This is a genomic window from uncultured Jatrophihabitans sp. (assembly GCF_964251945.1).
GTDB lineage: Bacteria > Actinomycetota > Actinomycetes > Mycobacteriales > Jatrophihabitantaceae > Jatrophihabitans.
The window spans coordinates 417,624-436,004 of sequence record NZ_CAXULP010000003.1 but is presented as its reverse complement, the minus strand read 5'-3'; the positions used below and the strand labels follow the sequence as shown (position 1 = coordinate 436,004).

General features: G+C 71.3%; 15 protein-coding genes and 1 tRNA gene. 9 read left to right on the top strand and 7 right to left on the bottom strand.

Going from position 1 to position 18,381, the window contains the following annotated elements:
- Positions 1-41 precede the first annotated feature (41 nt).
- The 8 genes from pdhA to ACFFBG_RS09535 all read left to right on the top strand — a co-directional run bounded on the left by pdhA (position 42) and on the right by ACFFBG_RS09535 (position 9,050).
- Positions 42-1,178, top strand: a complete 1,137-nt coding sequence (gene pdhA / locus ACFFBG_RS09570; RefSeq protein ID WP_375478171.1) for a pyruvate dehydrogenase (acetyl-transferring) E1 component subunit alpha — start codon at positions 42-44, stop codon at positions 1,176-1,178.
- 38 nt (positions 1,179-1,216) lie between these two features.
- A complete protein-coding gene (locus ACFFBG_RS09565; protein WP_375478169.1) occupies positions 1,217-2,173 on the top strand; it encodes an alpha-ketoacid dehydrogenase subunit beta in 957 nt (318 codons plus the stop codon).
- A 6-nt stretch (positions 2,174-2,179) separates the two neighbouring features.
- Positions 2,180-3,757, top strand: coding sequence for a dihydrolipoamide acetyltransferase family protein (locus ACFFBG_RS09560; RefSeq protein WP_375478005.1), 1,578 nt, complete (start codon positions 2,180-2,182; stop codon positions 3,755-3,757).
- 123 nt (positions 3,758-3,880) lie between these two features.
- Positions 3,881-5,686, top strand: coding sequence for a thioredoxin-like domain-containing protein (locus ACFFBG_RS09555; protein WP_375478003.1), 1,806 nt, complete (start codon positions 3,881-3,883; stop codon positions 5,684-5,686).
- A gap of 24 nt (positions 5,687-5,710) precedes the next feature.
- Complete coding sequence (locus tag ACFFBG_RS09550) at positions 5,711-6,484, top strand: LLM class F420-dependent oxidoreductase (protein ID WP_375478001.1); 774 nt, start codon at positions 5,711-5,713, stop codon at positions 6,482-6,484.
- A gap of 23 nt (positions 6,485-6,507) precedes the next feature.
- On the top strand, positions 6,508-6,759 hold the full coding sequence (locus ACFFBG_RS09545) for a DUF2630 family protein (protein ID WP_375477999.1): 252 nt from the start codon (positions 6,508-6,510) through the stop codon (positions 6,757-6,759).
- 152 nt (positions 6,760-6,911) lie between these two features.
- Positions 6,912-7,586: a response regulator transcription factor gene (locus tag ACFFBG_RS09540; protein WP_375477997.1), complete on the top strand. Its 675-nt coding sequence runs from the start codon at positions 6,912-6,914 to the stop codon at positions 7,584-7,586.
- Positions 7,587-7,592: 6 nt separating this feature from the next.
- Positions 7,593-9,050, top strand: coding sequence for a sensor histidine kinase (locus ACFFBG_RS09535; protein WP_375477995.1), 1,458 nt, complete (start codon positions 7,593-7,595; stop codon positions 9,048-9,050).
- Here ACFFBG_RS09535 and pknB read toward each other — a convergent pair.
- From pknB to ACFFBG_RS09505, 6 genes are read right to left on the bottom strand one after another with little or no spacing between them, the layout of a single operon-like run.
- Complete coding sequence (gene pknB / locus ACFFBG_RS09530; RefSeq protein WP_375477993.1) at positions 9,039-10,862, bottom strand: Stk1 family PASTA domain-containing Ser/Thr kinase; 1,824 nt, start codon at positions 10,860-10,862, stop codon at positions 9,039-9,041. The genes ACFFBG_RS09535 and pknB overlap by 12 nt on opposite strands.
- Before the next feature lie 2 nt (positions 10,863-10,864).
- A complete protein-coding gene (locus tag ACFFBG_RS09525) occupies positions 10,865-12,574 on the bottom strand; it encodes a penicillin-binding transpeptidase domain-containing protein (RefSeq protein ID WP_375477991.1) in 1,710 nt (569 codons plus the stop codon).
- Positions 12,571-14,016, bottom strand: a complete 1,446-nt coding sequence (locus ACFFBG_RS09520; protein WP_375477989.1) for an FtsW/RodA/SpoVE family cell cycle protein — start codon at positions 14,014-14,016, stop codon at positions 12,571-12,573. The genes ACFFBG_RS09525 and ACFFBG_RS09520 overlap by 4 nt, the downstream gene beginning before the upstream one ends.
- Positions 14,013-15,254, bottom strand: a complete 1,242-nt coding sequence (locus ACFFBG_RS09515; RefSeq protein ID WP_375477987.1) for a PP2C family protein-serine/threonine phosphatase — start codon at positions 15,252-15,254, stop codon at positions 14,013-14,015. The genes ACFFBG_RS09520 and ACFFBG_RS09515 overlap by 4 nt, the downstream gene beginning before the upstream one ends.
- Positions 15,255-15,256: 2 nt before the next feature.
- Positions 15,257-15,733: an FHA domain-containing protein gene (locus tag ACFFBG_RS09510; RefSeq protein WP_375477986.1), complete on the bottom strand. Its 477-nt coding sequence runs from the start codon at positions 15,731-15,733 to the stop codon at positions 15,257-15,259.
- Between the two features lie 37 nt (positions 15,734-15,770).
- On the bottom strand, positions 15,771-16,685 hold the full coding sequence (locus ACFFBG_RS09505) for an FhaA domain-containing protein (protein ID WP_375477985.1): 915 nt from the start codon (positions 16,683-16,685) through the stop codon (positions 15,771-15,773).
- Between the two features lie 242 nt (positions 16,686-16,927).
- Between ACFFBG_RS09505 and ACFFBG_RS09500 the strand changes: the two genes are divergently transcribed.
- Positions 16,928-17,010: transfer RNA gene (locus ACFFBG_RS09500), tRNA-Leu, on the top strand.
- A gap of 3 nt (positions 17,011-17,013) precedes the next feature.
- On the opposite strand, the gene ACFFBG_RS09495 is transcribed toward ACFFBG_RS09500, so the two are convergent.
- Positions 17,014-18,237, bottom strand: a complete 1,224-nt coding sequence (locus ACFFBG_RS09495) for an acyltransferase family protein (protein WP_375477984.1) — start codon at positions 18,235-18,237, stop codon at positions 17,014-17,016.
- Positions 18,238-18,381: the final 144 nt, after the last annotated feature.

Genomic DNA, 18,381 nt, shown 5'->3' with positions numbered 1-18,381 from the left:
CGCGGTGGCGACCCCGCCCGGCGTCCGACGCGAGGAGCGCGCTGTTGTCCGCACCCGATGCCGAGGTAGGGGCCGAGGTAGGGGCTGTCGCGCCGGAGCCGGACCTCGTCCAGCTGCTCACGCCCGAGGGCCAGCGCGTCGAGCGCGCCGACTACCCCCTCGACGTCACCGACGAGCAGATCGGCCGGCTGTATCGCGACCTCGTGCTCGTCCGGCGCATCGACACCGAGGCGATCGCGCTGCAGCGGCAGGGCGAGCTCGGGCTCTGGGCCAGCCTGCTCGGGCAGGAGGCGGCGCAGATCGGCGCCGGCCGCGCGCTCCGCACGCAGGACATGGCGTTCCCGACCTACCGCGAGCATGGCGTGGCCTGGTGCCGCGACGTCGACCCGCTGACGTTGATGGGGCTGTTTCGCGGCACCAACCTCGGCGGCTGGGATCCCGGCGTGAACAACTTCAACCTGTACACGATCGTCATCGGCGCCCAGACCCTGCACGCGACCGGCTACGCGATGGGCGTCGTGCGCGACGGCGCCGTCGGAACCGGCGACCCGGACCGCGACACCGCGGTGCTCGCCTTCTTCGGCGACGGCGCGTCCAGCCAGGGCGACGTCAACGAGGCGTTCGTCTGGTCCGGGGCGGCCAACCTGCCAGTGGTCTTCTTCTGCCAGAACAACCAGTGGGCGATCAGCGAGCCGGTCGAGCGGCAGAGCCGGGTGCCCCTCTACCGCCGGGCCAGCGGGTTTGGGTTCCCCGGCGTCCGGGTCGACGGCAATGACGTCCTCGCCTGCCTGGCCGTCACCCGCAAGGCGCTCGACGACGCCCGCAACGCCCAGGGCCCGACGCTGATCGAGGCGTTCACCTATCGGATGAACCCGCACACCACCAACGACGACCCGCGTCGCTATCGCCTGGACACCGAGGGCGAGACCTGGAAGCTGAAGGACCCGCTCGAGCGGGTGCGCGCCTACCTCGCTCGCGAGGCCGGCGTGGGACAGGCGTTCTTCGACGACCTCGAGGCCGAGGCGCGGGCGCTCGCCGAGCAGGTGCGCGCTGGCTGCCGGGCGCTGCCCGATCCCGACCCCGCCTCGGCGTTCGACAACGTCTACGTGTCGATGCCCGACGAGCTGCGCGAGCAACGGGACGAGTTCGTCCGGTTCGTCGCCGAGGTGTCGTCGTGAGCGAGCCCGTGGCAACGTCGCCCGCCCGGCAGATCACCATGGCGAAAGCGCTCAACGAGGGCCTGCGCAAGTCGATGGAGGACGATCCGAAGGTCGTGCTCATGGGCGAGGACGTCGGCAAGCTCGGCGGCGTCTTCCGGATCACCGACGGCCTGCAGAAGGACTTCGGCGAGGACCGCGTCATCGACACGCCGCTGGCCGAGTCCGCGATCATCGGCACCGCGGTCGGGCTGGCGCTGCGCGGCTACCGGCCGGTCTGCGAGATCCAGTTCGACGGTTTCGTGTTCCCCGGCTTCGACCAGATCGTCAGCCAGGTCGCGAAGTTCCACAATCGCTCGGCCGGCCTGGTGCGGATGCCGATCACCATTCGCATCCCGTCCGGCGGCGGCATCGGCGCGGTCGAACACCACAGCGAGTCCGTCGAGACCTACTTCGCGCACACCGCCGGGTTGAAGGTGGTCGCGTGCGCGAACCCGTCGGACGCCTACTGGATGATCCAGCAGGCCGTCGCCGACGACGATCCGGTGATCTTCATCGAGCCGAAGCGGCTATACCACGCGGCCAAGGGCGAGATCGCCGAGACGCCGACGACGCTGCACAGCGCGCGAGTCGTGCGGGCGGGCTCGGACGTGACGCTTGCCGGCTACGGCCCGACCATGCCGACGTTGATCGAGTCCGCGCGGGTCGCCGCGGAGGACGGCCTCGAGCTCGAGGTGATCGACCTGCGCTCGGTCTCGCCGCTCGACGTCGACACCGTCGTCGAGTCCGTGCGCCGCACCGGCCGGTTGATCGTCGTGCACGAGGCGCCGCACAGTTTCGGCGTCGGCGCCGAGCTTGCCGCCGGGGTGACCGAGCAGGCGTTCTTCTCCCTCGAGGCGCCGGTGCTGCGGGTGACCGGCTACGACACGCCTTACCCGGCGAGCCGGCTCGAGCACGACTGGCTGCCCAACCTCGACCGGGTGCTCGACGCCGTCGACAGAATCCTGGAGATCTGAGGCGGAATGGCCGTCAAGCAGTTCAAGCTCCCGGATCTCGGCGAAGGGCTCACCGAGGGCGACCTGCTCAAGTGGACCGTCGCCGTCGGCGAGACCATCGAGGTCAACGCGATCATCGCCGAGGTGGAGACGGTGAAGGCGGCCGTCGAGCTGCCCTCGCCCTACGCCGGCGTGGTCACCGCGTTGCACGCCGCCGAGGGCGAAACCGTGCCGGTGGGCACGCCGATCATCTCGATCGAGACCTCGCCCGGCGCCGATGGGCCTGCCGCTGATCGACAGCAGGTTGTCGCCGACGATCGACCGAGAGCAACTGTTGAGCACGCAGGCGGCGACGACGATCTCGTGCCCGGACTGCCTGGGGAGGGTTCGGCCGGCGCGGAACGGCAGATGACGCTCGTCGGATACGGCCCGCGCGAAGGCTCCGGCGTCCGGCGACGACGCCGGCCCGCTGCCAACGGGCCTGGCCCCGCCGGTGCGACGTCAACCCCGTCAGGCGCGTCAACCCCGTCAGGCGCGTCAACGGCGTCAAGCGCGTCAGCGGCGTCAGGCGCGTCAGCGGCGTCAGGCGCGTCAGCGGCGTCAGGCGCGTCAGCGGCGTCAGCCGCGTCGGCTGGCGCCCACGCTTCGTTCAACCTTCCGCCGGCGCGGGCGCTCGACACCGCGCCCGACCGGGCGGTGACCGCCGATCCGCTCAGCCGGCCCCTGGCCAAGCCGCCGGTGCGCAAGCTGGCGAAGACGCTCGGCGTCGATCTCGGCACGATCACGCCGACCGGCCCGAACGGCGCGGTGTCCCGCGAAGACGTCGAGGCCGCCGTCAGCCGCGCGGGTGGCGCCGGGCCCGCCGGCTGGCACTCCCAGGACGGCGAACCGACCGGCAGCCGCGAGACGCGCATCCCGATCAAAGGCGTGCGCAAGCACACCGCCGCGGCAATGGTCTCCTCGGCGTTCACCGCGCCGCACGTCACCGAGTTCCTGACCCTGGACGTCACCGCGACGATGGACCTGCGCGATCGCGTCGCCGCGCGCCGCGAGTTCCGCGACGTCAAGGTCACCCCGTTGCTGTTCGTGGCGAAGGCGGTGCTGCTGGCGGCGTCCCGCACGCCCACGATCAACGCCACCTGGGACGAACCGGCCGGCGAGATCGTGCTCAAGCAGTACGTCAACCTCGGCATCGCCGCCGCCACCGAGCGCGGGCTTATCGTGCCCAACGTCAAGGATGCCGACCGGTTGTCGCTGCTCGAATTGGCCCGGGCGATGGGCGAGCTGACCGAGACGGCCCGGGCCGGGCGGACGACACCGGCCGACCTTGCCGGCGGGACGTTCACGATCACCAACGTCGGGGTGTTCGGCGTCGACACCGGCACGCCGATCCTCAACCCCGGCGAGGCCGGCATCCTCGCCTTCGGCGCGGTGCGCCGGCAGCCGTGGGTCGTCGGCGCAGGTTCGGACGAGCGGATCGAGGCGCGCTGGGTGACGACGCTCGCCCTGTCCTTCGATCACCGGGTGGTCGACGGCGAACAGGGTTCCCGATTCCTGGCCGACGTGGGCGCCGTGCTCGCCGACCCCGGCCTGGCGCTGCTCTAGCCGCGCACAGTGGTCAGTTGCGCAGGTCAGTGGTCGCCTTTTCCTGACCACTGACGCCGTAAGTGACCACTGACGGACGCAGGCGGCGGGAACAACGGGTCCACGAGCGGCGCTGGAGTCCGCGTGGACGCGCTGCGAACCGGGCCCCGGGTGCGCGCGCCCGAGCTGATCGACGGCGACTGGTTCAACGCGGCCGCGCCCCTCACGCTCAAGGGCCTGCGCGGCAGGTTCGTGCTGCTCGACTTCTGGGCCTCGTGCTGCGGCAACTGCCTGCACGTGCTGGACGAGCTGCGTTCGTTCGAGGCCGCCTACGAACAGGTGCTGACGGTGATCGGCGTCCACTCGCCGAAGTTCCCGCACGAGGCCGAGCCGTCGGCGCTGGCCGCCGCCATCGAGCGCTACGACATCGGCCACCCGGTGCTCAACGACCCCGGCCTGGAGCTCTGGCGGCAGTACGCCGTGCGCGCATGGCCGACGCTCGTGCTGGTCGACCCGGAGGGTTACGTGGTCGCCCAGGCCGCGGGCGAGGGCCAGGTCAGCGCGCTCGCCGCTGTGGTCGACCGGCTGAGCGCCGAGCACGAGGCGCGCGGCACCCTGCGCAGCGCCGACGCGCCCCGCGCGAGCCGGAATCCACAGCCACAGCCCGGAGCCCTGCGCTTCCCGGCGAAGGCGGTCGTCCTGCCCGCTGAGCGCACCGGTCGCGCCGAGGACACGCTGCTCGTCGCCGACGCCGGCCACCATGACGTCGTGGAACTCGCCGCCGACGGCGAGACCGTGTTGCGGCGGATCGGCAACGGCGCCCGCGGCGAGCCGTTCGCGGAGCCCAACGGCCTCGCGCTGCTGCCCGCGGGCGTCGTGCCGGACGTCGACGTGCTGGTCGCCGACACCGCCAACCACGTGCTGCGCGGGATCCGGCTGGCCGACGGCACCGTCACCCGCAGCTATGACCTGCCGGCCGCGCTCGCCGGCGCGCGCACGGTCACCGGGGCGATCCCGACGGTGCTGTCGCCGTGGGACGTCGCCTGGTGGCCGGCGATCGAGCGCGCCGTGGTGGCGGCCGCGGGCGTGCACCTGCTGCTCGCCGTCGACGTGCGGACCGGTGCCACGGACGTGCTGGCCGGCACGACGGTCGAGGGCCTGCGCGACGGCCGCCCGCTCGACGCGTGGTTGGCGCAGCCGTCCGGGCTGGCGGTCGACGGCGCTCGGCTGTGGTTCGTCGACGCCGAGTCCTCCGCGCTGCGGTTCCTCGACGCCGACGGCGAATTGGGCACCGTCGTCGGCGAGGGGCTGTTCGACTTCGGGCATGTCGACGGCCCGGCTGCCGACGCGCGGCTGCAGCATCCGCTCGGCGTGACCGTGCTGCCGGACGGCTCGGTGGCCGTGCTGGACACCTACAACGGCGCGGTGCGCCGCTACGACCCGGTCGATGACAACGTGACGACGTTGACCGACGAGCTGGCCGAGCCGTCCGGCGCGCTGCTGCTCGGCGGCGAGCTGGTCGTGGTCGAGTCGGCGGCGCACCGGCTTGTCCGGCCCGTCCCTGCCGCCCGGGTCGTCAGCGACCCGCCGCAGCGCTCGCACCGGCCGCCGGCCGAGCTGGCGACGGGCGCGGTGACCCTGACCGTGACGTTCACGCCGGCGCCCGGCCGCGTCCTCGACGAGCGGCACGGGCCGGCCACAGCCCTCAGCGTCACCGCGTCGCCGCCGGAACTGCTGCTCGACGGCGGCGGCGAGTCGAGCGAGCTCGTCCGGCAGCTGCGCCTGGCGAGCGGCACCGGGGTGCTGCAGGTCGTGGCGCAGGCCGCGTCCTGCGACGACGACCCGGCCGTCGATCATCCGGCCTGCCATCTCGCCCGGCAGGACTGGGGCGTGCCAGTGGTCGTCGGGCCCGGCGGAGCGGCGTCGCTCAACTTGCCGCTGCTCGGCTGAGGCTTCTCGCGCTAGCGTCGGCACGTGACCTCTTCCATCCGCATCGCACTGCAGCTGCAGCCGCAACAAGCCGACTACGCCGCCATCCGCCGGACCGTCGCGGCCGCCGAGGACCTCGGCGCCGACATCGTCTTCAATTGGGACCACTTCTATCCGCTCTACGGCGATCCGGACGGCAAGCACTTCGAGTGCTGGACGATGCTCGGCGCCTGGGCGGAGCAGACCTCGCGGATCGAGATCGGCGCGCTGGTTACCTGCAACAGCTATCGCAACCCGGAGCTGCTCGCCGACATGGCCCGCACCGTCGACCACCTGAGCGACGGCCGGCTCATTCTCGGCATCGGCTCCGGCTGGTTCCGACGCGACTACGACGAGTACGGCTACGACTTCGGCACCGCCGGCGGCCGGCTGAACCAGCTCGGCCAAGACCTGCCGCGCATCGAGGCCCGGCTCGGCAAGCTCAATCCGGCGCCGACCCGCGACGTCCCGGTCCTCATCGGCGGCGGCGGGGAGAAGAAGACGCTGCGGCTCGTCGCCCAGCACGCGAACATCTGGCACTCCTTCGCCGACCTCGACACGTTCAAGCACAAGGTCGAGGTGCTCGCCGGCCACTGCGCCGATGTGGGTCGCGATCCGGCCGAGATCGAGCATTCGGTAGGCGCGCCGAAGGGCGACCCGGCCGAGGTCGGCCCGCCGCTCGTCGAAGCGGGCGCGGGCATGTTCACCGTCGGCGTCGGCGGCCCGGACTACGACCTGAGTGGGCTGAAGAGCTGGCTCGACTGGCGCGCAAGCCTCTGACGACCCCGCCAAGGTCAGAGGGCATGCTGGACGCCATGACGGACGACAAGTCGCTGCTCGACCACATCCACGAGCTGGTCGAGGAGGAGAAGAAGCTGCGCGCGGCGCACCACGGTCTGGACTCCGAGGGCCGACAGCGGCTCGAGCATCTCGAGCAAGAGCTGGACCAGTACTGGGATTTGCTGCGCCAGCGTCGGGCCCGCGAGGAGTTCGGCGCGAATCCCGACGAGGCGGCCGAACGCTCGGTCAACGAGGTCGAGTCCTACCTGCAGTAGCTGCCTCGGCACGCTGTCCCGACCGCCGGCTGGCGAGCACGCCGGGTGAGCCGCATCCGCGCGCTGTGATCGGGCTGAGCCGACCGGCGTCCGGCCGAATTCGTTGGCAGGCTGAGCCTGAGATTGGCCATTCTCGACACGAGGAGAACACCGTGCGCCTGCTGATCGTCGAAGACGAGGTCCGGCTGGCGTCCGCGCTGCAGCGCGGGCTCGGCGCCGAGGGCTTCACCGTCGACCTCGCGCACTCGGGCCCGGACGGGCTGCATCTCGCGCAGGAGTCGGCCTATGACGCCGTCATCCTCGACATCATGCTGCCCGAGATGTCCGGCTACCGGATCATCGAACAGCTGCGGGCGGCGGAGAATTGGGTGCCGATCCTGATGCTCACCGCAAAGGACGGCGAGTACGACGAGGCCGACGCGCTCGATCTCGGCGCCGACGACTACCTCACCAAGCCGTTCTCCTTCGTCGTGCTGCTCGCCCGGATCCGGGCGCTGCTGCGCCGCGGCGTCACGCCCCGGCCGGCGAAGCTCGCCGTCGACGACCTCATCCTCGACCCTGCCGCGCACACCGTCCGCCGCGGCGAGTCGACGATCGAGCTGACGCCGCGCGAGTTCTCGCTGCTCGAGTTCCTGATGCGCCGCGCCGGCGACGCCGTCAGCAAGGCCGACATCCTGCATCACGTGTGGGACGCCAACTACGACGGCGACGCGAACGTCGTCGAGGTGTACGTCGGCTACCTGCGCCGAAAGATCGACGCGCCGTTCGGCCGGCAGTCGTTGCAGACGGTCCGCGGCGCGGGCTACCGGCTCACTGCCGAGAGCTGACGCGCGTTGCCGCGGCCGGGCCGGGCGCCGCTGCGGCGCCGGCTGCGCTCGGTGGCCGGCACGGTCGCCCGGTCGCCGCGCCGGTGGTGGACCCGTCAGTCGTTGCGGGCCAGGCTCACGTTGCTCGCGACCGCGCTGTTCTCCTTCGCCGTCGCCACCGGCGCGGTGCTTGTCATCGAGCTGCAGCGCTACGCCCTGACCCGGGTGTTGGACCAATCCGGCAGCAGGGCGGCGGACGCGACCGGCCAGCAGTTCCACGACGGGCGCCCGCCGCGGGAGGTGCAGAACAACGTCGGCGGTGTCGCGGCCGTCCAGGTCGTCGACCAGCGCGACACCGTCGTCGCCATCGCGCCGGGCAGCGACGGCGGCCACCACCAGCTGATCACCGCAGCGCAACTGGCCGAGGTGCGCCGCGGCGACCGGCTCGAAATTCGCAGCCCGGCCTCGGGCGAGCGGCTGCGCGTGCTCGGCCGTGACGTCGGGCGCTACACCGTGCTGGTGTTCACCGACCTGGGCCGGGTCATCGACAGCCAACGCGTGCTCACCGAAGCCGCGCTCATCGGCGGTCCGCTCGCGGTGCTGCTGATGGCGCTCGCGAGCTACGGCGTCGCCGCGCTCACGCTGCGGCCGGTCGCCGCTCTGCGGCACGGCGCAGCCGCCATCACCGCGGCCGGCCTCGCCCGCCAGCGGCTGCCGGTGCCGGGCGCGAACGACGAGATCCACCGGCTCGCGGTCACGTTGAACGCGATGCTCGACCGGATCGACTCGGCGACCAGCCGGCAGCGAACGTTCGTCGGCGACGCGGCACACGAGCTGCGCTCGCCGCTCGCGTCGGCGCGGGTGCAGCTCGAGGTCGCCGCCCGGCTCGGCCAGCAGGCGGATTGGACGGACGTGATCGGCGATGTGCTCGTCGACGTCGAGCGGCTCGACCGGCTCGTCGACGACCTGCTCACCCTCGCGAAGCTCGACGAGTCGGGCAAGCTGGGGCGCCACGAGCCGGTGCCGCTCGACGAGGTCGTCGCGTCCGTGGTGGCCGGCTACCGCTTGGCGCGGGTGCCGGTGACGTGGGCCGCGCGGCCGGCGACGGTGGCCGGCGACCCGGATTCGCTGCGCCGGGTCGCGATCAACCTGATCGACAACGCGGTGCGGCACGCTGCCGGACACGCCGCGGTCGACGTGGGCCCCGCGACCCGACGCGGCAAGCCGGTGGTTGTGCTCAGCGTCGAGGACGACGGACAGGGCATCCCCGAGGACGAGCGCGAGCGGGTGTTCGACCGGTTCTATCGGGTGCAGCAATCACGCTCGCGCGAGACCGGCGGCACCGGGCTCGGACTGCCGATCGTGCGCGACATCGTCCGCAGCCACGGGGGCAGCGTTCGGCTCAGCTCGCGCCTGGACGGCGGCCCCGGACTGCGCGCGGAGGTCGTGCTGCCCGCTGCGGCGCCGCCGTCATCAGCGGGATGACGAGGACGAGGACGACGACGAACACGGCGGCAAGCCGGCGCTCGACGAGGTGCCAGTGCCTGGGCTGCTCGGTGCGGTCGGCACAGTCGGCGACGACGGCGTCGCAGGCGCCGAGGTGCACGTCGGCGCCGGTGCCACATACTTGTACACGTCCAGGGTGATCTTCTGGCTGGGGTCGTATATCCGGCCGGCCTGCGGGCTCTCCGCGGCCACCTCGCCATCCTTTTTCGGATTGGCCGTGGTGACCGTGTCGCCGCGCACGACGTTGGGGAAGTTCGCGTCGTTGAGCGTGCTCTGCGCCTTGTCGAAATCCTTGCCCTTGACGTTCGGCAGCTTCAGCTTGCCGGTCGAGACGTCGAGCGCGATGACGGTCCGCGGGGTGACAGGTGTGAATTGCGCCGTGTGCTGCTTCAGCACCGTGCCGGCGGGCGCCTGGTTGTTGACGTCGTTGCGTTTGGCGTCGAGTCCGATCTTGTGCAGCTGGTTGACCGCGTCGGTGTAGGACTCGCCTTCCACATAGGGCACCTGGACCATCTTCGGCGTGTAGAGGTGATAGGTGACCGTAGTGCCGTCCTTGAGCTTCTCGCCCGGGTTCGGCTCGACCACGCAGACCAAACCCGGCTGCACCTTCTGGTTGTCGAAGCACGGGCCGTTCGTGGGGGCGCCCCGCACCGGCGTGAAGCGCGTGCGCAGCGCCGCGTCCGCCCCGCCCGGCGACTGGCCGATCACGTCCGGCACGGCGTAGGTCTTCGGCGCGCTGTCCTTGCCGAGGAACGCGATCGCGTACGCGCCGGCGCCGATCACGAGCAGCAGCGCGATCACCACCGCCGCCCAGATCAGGCCGGTGCGCCGGGAGTTGCCCTCGGCCTCCGGCTCGTAGTCGCGCCGAACCGGGATCACCGGCGGCGGCGTGCGCGCGATGAACTGGGTGCGCTCGTCGTCGGTCATCACCGCCTCCGCGACCACCGCCTGGTTGGCGAGCCCGCGCTGCAGATCGGCGCGCATGTCGCCGGCCGACTGGTAGCGGTTCAGCTGGTTCTTCGCCAGCGCCTTCATCACGATCGAGTCCAGCGCCCGCGGCACCTCGTCGTTGCGCGCCGAGGGCAGCACCGGATTCTCGCGCACGTGCTGGTAGGCGACCGCCACCGGCGAGTCGCCCTGGAACGGCGGCACCCCGGTGACCAGCTCGTACAGCAGGCACCCGGTGGAGTACACGTCCGAACGCGCGTCCACCGCCTCGCCGCGCGCCTGCTCCGGCGACAAGTACTGCGCGGTGCCGATGACGTTCGCGGTCTGCGTCATGGTGGCCGAGCCGTCGGCGACTGCACGCGCGATGCCGAAGTCCATCACCTTCACCGCGCCGGTCGGCGTGATCATCACGTTCGCCGGTTTGATGTCGCGGTGCACCAGGCCGTTGCGGTGGCTGAACTCGAGCGCGGCGCAGATGTCGGCGGCGATCTCCATCGCGCGCCGGATCGGCAGCCGCCCCTCGCTGCGCAGGATGTCGCGCAGCGTGCGTCCCTCGACGAATTCCATGACGATGAACGGCAGCGGGGTGCCGTCGAGCGCGGCGTCCTCGCCGGTGTCGAACACCGAGACGATGGACGGGTGGTTGAGGCCGGCGGCGGCGTGCGCCTCGCGGCGGAATCGGGTGATGAACGACGGGTCGCGGGCGAGGTCGGCGCGCAGCACCTTCAGCGCGACCTCGCGGTTCAGCCGGGTGTCCCGGCCGCGGTGCACCTCGGCCATGCCGCCGTAGCCGATCAGCTCGCCGAGCTCGTACCGGTCGCCGACGATCTTGGGTTGCGTCATCGTCAGTTCACTCCGATCGACTTCAAGTAGGCCTCCATGACCTTCCTCGCGACGGGGGCTGCCGCGAGACCTCCGGCTGACTCGTCGCCGGCCACGCCGCCGTTCTCGATCACCACGGCGACCGCGATCTTCGGCGTGCCTTTGACGAGCGCGAACCCGGTGAACCACGCGTCCGGCGACAGGGCGCTCGCGCTCGTCTCGCCGACGTCGGCGGTGCCGGTCTTGCCGCCGACGACGACCGACGGGCCGAGGTCGGTGATCTTCGCCAGGCCGCCGGTGCCCTCGGGACTCGTCACGACGCCTTCCATCATCGTCACCAGTTCCGCATCGAGCGTCGGGTCCAGGACCTGGTTGAGCTCCGTGGGCTGAGTGCTGTCAAGCACCGACAGGTTCGGCCGCAGTTCCGAACCGACCAGGAAAGGCTTCATCAACGTCCCGAAGTTGGCCACTGCCGAGGACAGCATGGCAGCCTGCAGCGGCGTGATCCGCGCGTCGCGCTGCCCGAACGCCGTCTGCGCGAGGGCGGCCTTGTCCGCGGCGAGCTCCGTCAACGAGCCGATCGTCGATTGGCTGACCTGCATCGGCACCCCGAACGACGCCGCGTCCAGCCCGAACAGGCTCGCCTGGTCGGCGAGCGCCCGCGCGCCGAGCTTGTCGACGGCCAGCTGGGCGAAGGCGGTGTTGCAGGATTTGGCCAGCGCGAACGCGAGCGTCGCGGTCTTGCCGTTCTGGCAGGTCTCGCCGGCGAAGTTCTCCACGCAAGCCTCGTTGAGCTTCGGCGAGCAGACCTTCGTGTTCTTCGGGTCGAAGACGCGGTAGCCGTTCGGCGCGGCGATCTGGGTCGTCGGCGTGACGCCCTTCCTCAGCGCCGCGGCCGCGTCGATGATCTTGAAGATCGACCCGGGCGGGTACAGCTGGTTCAGCGCGTTGTCGAGCATCGGGCTGTCCTCGAACGGGTGCGCCTTGAACTCCGCGGTGGGGTCGTTCTTGACGTTCTTGCACAGCTTCTCGCGCGGGGCGATCTGCTCGGCGAACGACTTCTTCTGCCGGGCGCGAAATGCCGCGGCGCTTTCGCTCGCTCCGCGGCTGGGCTGGCGCAAAGGCTGGTAGCAGCCGTACGCGCGGCTGATCAGGTCCGCGTTGTGACTGGCCAGTTCGTTGGGGTCGTAGGACGGCGTGGAGACCATCGCCAGGATCGCGCCGGTGGTGGGTTCGAGCGCGACCACGGCGCCGCGCCGGTAGGAGCCGTCGCTCGCCTTCATCGCGTTGTAGGCGGCAACCTGGGCGGCCTTGCTCAGCGTGAGCTGCACGCTGCCGCCGCGCGGGTCGCGGCCGGTGAGCAAATTGGCCAACCGGGTGGTGAACAGCTTGGGGCTGTCGCCGCTGAGCACCGAGTTCTCCTCCTGCTCGATGGCGCTGCTGCCGTAGGTGAAGGAGTAGTAGCCGGTCGCCGGGGCGTAGACGGGGCCTTCCGGGTATTTACGGAGATATTTCAGCTCGTCGTTCGGCTGCTTCACCGACTCGGCGACGTTGCTGCCCGACACGACGATCTGGCCGCGCGGGCTGGAGTACTCGTTGAGCAGCACGCGACGGTTGTCCGGGTTGTCTCGATAGCCGCTGGCCTGCACGATCTGCACGACGTTGAGGTTGACGAACAGCGCCAGGAACAGCAGCGAGATCGCGATCGTCACCTTGCGGATCGGCTTGTTCACGCGATCGCCGCCTGCTGGGCCGTGTCGGCCGGCGGCGGCGCCTGCGGCACCGTCAGCGGCGGCGTGCTGGCCGGCCGGCGCGCGGCGTCGGACACCCGCAGCAGCAGTGCCAGGATCATCCAGCTGCTCAGCAGCGACGAGCCGCCGTAGGACAGGAACGGCGTCGTCAGGCCCGTCTCCGGCAGCAGACGGGTCACGCCGGCCACGACCACGAACAGCTGCAGCGCGAGGATGAACGACAGCCCGCAGGCCAACAGCTTGCCGAACGAGTCGCGCACCGCGAGGCCGGCGGCGAAGCCGCGGCTGACGAGCAGCGCGTAGAGCACGAGCAGGCCGATCAGCCCGAACAGGCCGATCTCCTCGCCGAAGCTGGAGACGATGAAGTCGGTCGCCGGCAGCGGCACGAGCTCTGGATGGCCGCTGCCGAGACCGGTGCCGAAAATGCCCCCGGTGCCCAGGCCGAACAGCGACTGCCGGAGCTGGTAGCCGGGGTCCATGCCCGCGGCGATCTGCGCCGGGGTCAGCGGCGCGAACGGATGCAGCCACACCTCGACCCGGGTCTGCACGCTGTCGAACAACTTGTACGCGACGTAGGCGCCGCCGGCGAACAGCAGCGTCCCGACGATCACCCAGCTCACCCGCTCGGTGGCGACGTAGAGCAGCACGATGAACACGCCGAAGAAGACCAGCGAAGTGCCGAGGTCGTGGCCGCGGACGAGCACGCCGATGCAGACGAGCCACACCGCGAGCACCGGGCCGAAGTCCCGACCGCGTGGGAAGTCGATGCCGAGCAGGCGGCGGCCGGCCAGCGCCAACACATCCCGTTTCTGCACCAGGTAGGCCGAGGCGAAGATCGTGAGCAGGATCTTCGCGAGTTCGCCGGGCTGCAGCGAGAACCCGGGCAGCCGGATCCAGATCCGCGCGCCGTTCACCTCGGAGAACCGCGCCGGCAGCACGGCGGGCAACACCAGCAGGAACAGCCCGACGAACGCGAGCGTGTACGCGTAGCGCTGCAGCGCGCGATGGTCGCGCACCAACACGAGCAGCAGGATGAACAGTCCGACGCCGAGCGCGATCCACAGCACCTGCTTCGGCGCCTGCGGCTCGTAGTCGAAACCGTAGAGATCGTGCTGCTGCTTCGCGCCGAGGTCCAGGCGGTGGATCATGACCAGGCCCAGGCCGTTGAGCAGCACGACGACCGGCAGCAGCAGCGGGTCGGCGTAGCGCGCCACCCGGCGGATGACGAGGTGGGTCAGCACGCCGGCGACAATCGGCACGGCGGCGTACGTGCCCAGCCGGGACGACAGCCGACCGTCGCGCGCGGCCTCGACGGCGGCCTCGGCGGAGACCACGACGAGCACGGCGAACACCAGCAGCACCAGCTCGGTGGTGCGCCGGGTCGGCGGTTGTGCCGCGGCATGCGCGGCCGTCGTCGCGGTCACGAGTGCCCGGGACACGGCGTGGACGAGCAGCCGGCCACTTGCGAGCTCTGCAGGTTGTTGACGATGCCGTTGGCATCGGCCCGGCTGCCTGCCGCGATGCCGTCGACCACCTGGCCACGGACCGAGGAGCTGAGGTCGCTCAGCCGCACGTCGGTGACCTTGTAGACGGTGAAGAACTTCAGCGGGCCGAACTCGGTGTTGACGCCTCGATAGATCGCGACGTCGGCGCCGGCGCGGCCGACGAAGTACTGCGTCTGCGTCCAGGCATACGTGCCGCCGAGCGCCGCGGCGATGAGCAGCACGATCGCCGCTATGAGCAGCCACGGGCGCCACGAGCGACGAGCGCGCGCCGGCTCGGCGCCCGCACGTGTCCGGTTCGCGGTCTGCCCAGCCGGCCGCGCCATTCGCGCCATCCGCGACGCGCGCTCGGCGGGGCTGCTCTCGGCGCCGGGCACGTCCGCGGCGGCCGGGTCGACGAACGCGCCGGCGATCACCGGGACGTCGTCGAGCCGGTCGCCCACTTTGGCGTTGAGGACGTCGGCGACGACCACCGTGACGTTGTCCGGGCCGCCGCCGCGCAGTGCCAGCTCGACGAGCCGGTCCGCGCACTCCTGCGGGTCGGAGATGCCGAGCGTGTCCAGAATCGTCTCGGCAGACACGATGTCGGACAGCCCGTCCGAGCACAGCAGGTAGCGGTCGCCGGCCCGGGCCTCGCGGATCGAGACGTCAGGCTCGACCTCGGCGCCGAGCAGCGCGCGCAGGATGACCGAGCGGCGCGGATGGTCCTTGGCCTCGTCGGGCGTGAGCTTGCCGGAGTCCACGAGGTACTGGACATAGGTGTCGTCATGCGTGATCTGCGACAGCTGGTTGTTGCGCAGCAGGTAGCCGCGGGAGTCCCCGACGTGCACGAGCCCGACCTGCGAGCCGACGAAGCGCAGAGCGGTGAGCGTGGTGCCCATCCCCTCGAGCTCCTTGCGCTGCTCGACCGCGTCGGCGATGCGCCGGTTGGCCTCGACGACGGCTTCGCGCAGGGCGCGCATCAAATCGTCGACTCGGCGGTCCTCGTCGAGAGGTTCGAGCGTGCTGATGACGATCTGGCTGGCGACCTCGCCCGCGGCGTGCCCGCCCATGCCGTCGGCGATCGCGAGCAAACGGGGTCCGGCGTAGACGGAGTCCTCGTTGTTGGTGCGCACCAGGCCGAGGTCCGAGCGCACCGCGTACCGCAGGTACAGAGCCATGGTTATCGCAGTTCCAGCACCGTCTTGCCGATGCGCAGCGGGACGCCGACCTCGAGCGGCACCGGCCCGTCGAGCTTGCGCTGCCCCAGGTACGTGCCGTTGGTCGAGCCGAGGTCCTCGACGACCCACATGTTGTCCTGCAGGCTGATCCGCGCATGCCGGGTGCTGGCGTAGTCGTCCTCGAGCACGAGCGTCGAGTCGTTGGCGCGGCCGATGAGCACCGGCGCCCCGGTGAGCCCGATGCGCGTGCCGGTCAGGCCGCCCTCCGTGACGATGAGCTGGCTGGGCGCCCGCGGACCGGTGCGGACCTCGCCGCCGGTGTTGCGCCCGCGGCGGCGCAGCGGCGGCGGAGTGCCGATCCGCGCCTGGCCGCTCGCGCGCAGGTCGGCGCGAATCACCCGCACGGTGGCGAGGACGAACAGCCACAGCAGCGCGAGGAAGCCGAAGCGGAACAGTTGCAGGGCCAGCGCCGAGTTCACGGCTGATCCCGCGGCGCCGGCTGCACCGGCATGAGCCTCACACGCGCTCCTGGTGGAACACGATCCGGGTGTGTCCGACCCGGATCACGTCCCCGTGCCGCAGCAACTGGCTACTGATCTCGTGGCCGTTGACCGTGGTTCCGTTGGTCGAGCCGAGGTCGTAGGCGGTTGCGACGTTGCCGTCGTACTGGACGTCCAGGTGCCGCCGGGAGATGCCCTGGTCCAGCAGCTGGAAGTCCGCGTCGGTGCCGCGGCCGATGACGTTGCTGCCCGGCCGCAGGTCGAAACGCCGGTTGCTCTGGTCGACCACGAGCGCCGCGGCTGGCGTCCGCGGCGGCGCCGACGGGTACGGCGCCGGCGGCGGCGGCGCGTATGCCGAGTACTGCTGGCCCGGGGCGGCGTGGCCGGGAGCTGCTGGACCGGGCGGCGCGAACGAGGTCTGCGGTGGCGCCAGCGCCGCGCCCTGACCCGCGCCCTGAACGGCGCCCTGACCCGCGCCCTGAACGGCATAGTCGTCCGGCTGCGCGCCCGGGACGACCGGCAGCGAGAGCGAGTCCATCGGCCGGCGGCGCGGCGGGGCGGCCGGTTCCATCCGCGACGCGACGCCGAACACGCCAGTGTGCAACTGCTCGTCCCGGGCGAGGTAGACCTCGATGTCGCCGATGGTGTCCCATCGGTTCTCGTCCAGATATTCCTGCAGGAGTTCGGCGAGGGAATTGGTGAGCTGGTTCTCCCATGGCACCAGGCGCTCGTGGTCCGAGGGCGCGAGCGTGACGCGGTAGCGATTCGGCGACAGAACCTGCCCGGAGCCCATCACGTTGCGCTTGTCCGCGGCCTCGCGCTGGAGCGCGGCGCCGATTTCGACCGGCTCGACCTGGCCCTTGAACACCCGGGCGAAAGCGCCGCCGACCAAGCTCTCCAACCGGCGCTCGAAGCGCTGCGCAAGGCTCACGGCGTCCTCCTCCGGTCGGCGGCGTCGTCGGTGTCGGTCGGGCTCGGTCAGTCGTCGGCGTGCTGCTGAAGTCTTTTCCGTCGGCTGGTCGGCGGTTGGGCGGGGGTCGGGCATAGTCGAGCGGCGCGTCGACGACGCGACCGGCCGAGTCTACCGGCAGCGCCCGTGGCGACCGGGAATTCGCGCCGCACCTGCGTGCTACCGTTGCCGCTGTCAGCTGGGCGTTCCGCGGAACGCGCGCCGGGCAAGTGGCGGAATGGCAGACGCGCACGGTTCAGGTCCGTGTGTCCGTAAGGACGTGGGGGTTCAACTCCCCCCTTGCCCACCCTCACCCGCCCGGACCCGGGCTCGCTGATGCGCTGCCACGACGTCGTGCCGCCTTCTCGCCGGCGCCGTCGACACCGGACCGGACGCACCGCCGCTCCACCAGCCGCCAATACCCCCAGCCGGCGGCCAGCGATCCGGCCAGGCCGACCACGAGCAGCGCAGCCAGACCGCCGCCCTGCCGACGCGGCAGACCCAACGGCGTCAGCACGTACTGCCACACCAGTTGCAGCAGCGGCGCGTGCAGCAGGTAGACGCTGTAGGAGAACGTCCCCACGCACACGAGGGGCCGCCACGACAGCGCGCGACGACACCACCCGCAGGCATGCCGCGACAGCATGATCAGCAAGCACGCGGTGGCGGCGCCGGCCAGCGGCTCGAGCAGCGCGTTGTTCCGCTGGGCGCCGTGGCGCACACCCAGCAGCACCACGATCGCGATCATGCCGGCGAGCGCCACGAAGGTGACCAGCCTCCACGGCGGGCAGACGCTTCGCCGCCCGGGCAGCCGGATGACGCCGTCCAGGCTGGCGATCTCCCGGGCTGCCACGCCGAGGGCGAAGCAGCCGATCAGGTTGGCCTCCGCCCACAACGTCAGCCCGCCATTGAACTGCGCCGAGATCACCGCGGCCGTCGCGACGACGGCCAGCGTTGCCGGCACGAGGCCCAGCCGCCTGCGCAGCAGCAGGATCAGCGGAAAGAGGAAGTAGCTGTGCCATTCGAGGGCGATGGACCACAGCGCGTGGTTGATCTGACCGGTCGTCCCGACGTCCTGCAGCAGGAGCGCGTGCAGCAGGACGCCTCGGGCAGTGACCGGGAGCGCGCTGTCCCAGTGGGTGCCGGTGGTCCGGCCAAGCACCGACGCCGCAAGCGCCAGCGAGATCAGCAGCGCGCCCCAGTACGGCAGCACGATGCGCACGAAGCGCCGCCGCGCGAAGAGCCAAAACCCACCGCGCAGTCGGTGCCGGTTGGCCACGGAGGAGATTGCGAGCGAATACCCGGACAACACGATGAACGCGACGACGGCGAAGTGGCCGAGCGTCATCCAGTCGGTCAGCAGCGCCAGAACGCCGTGCGCGTTCGTCGGCTCGTCCACGTTTGGGTAGATCGTCAGCCAGGCGTGATTGCACACCACCCAGAGCGCGGCCACGGCCCGCAGGCCGTCGACATAGGCCAACCGGGATTGCGATGTCGGCGGCGCGTCGGCCACGACGGGCGCCGTCAACGCCACCGCCGCAGGCCGGGCCGTCGCGTCATGGTCACGATAATCGCCACGCCCGCCCTAGCCGCGCCTCACGCAGGGCTCAAGCCGGTCCCAACACGCGCCGTGCGCGGCCTGTGCGGTGGCGAGTGCGCGCCCCGCGTGAGTGGTCGA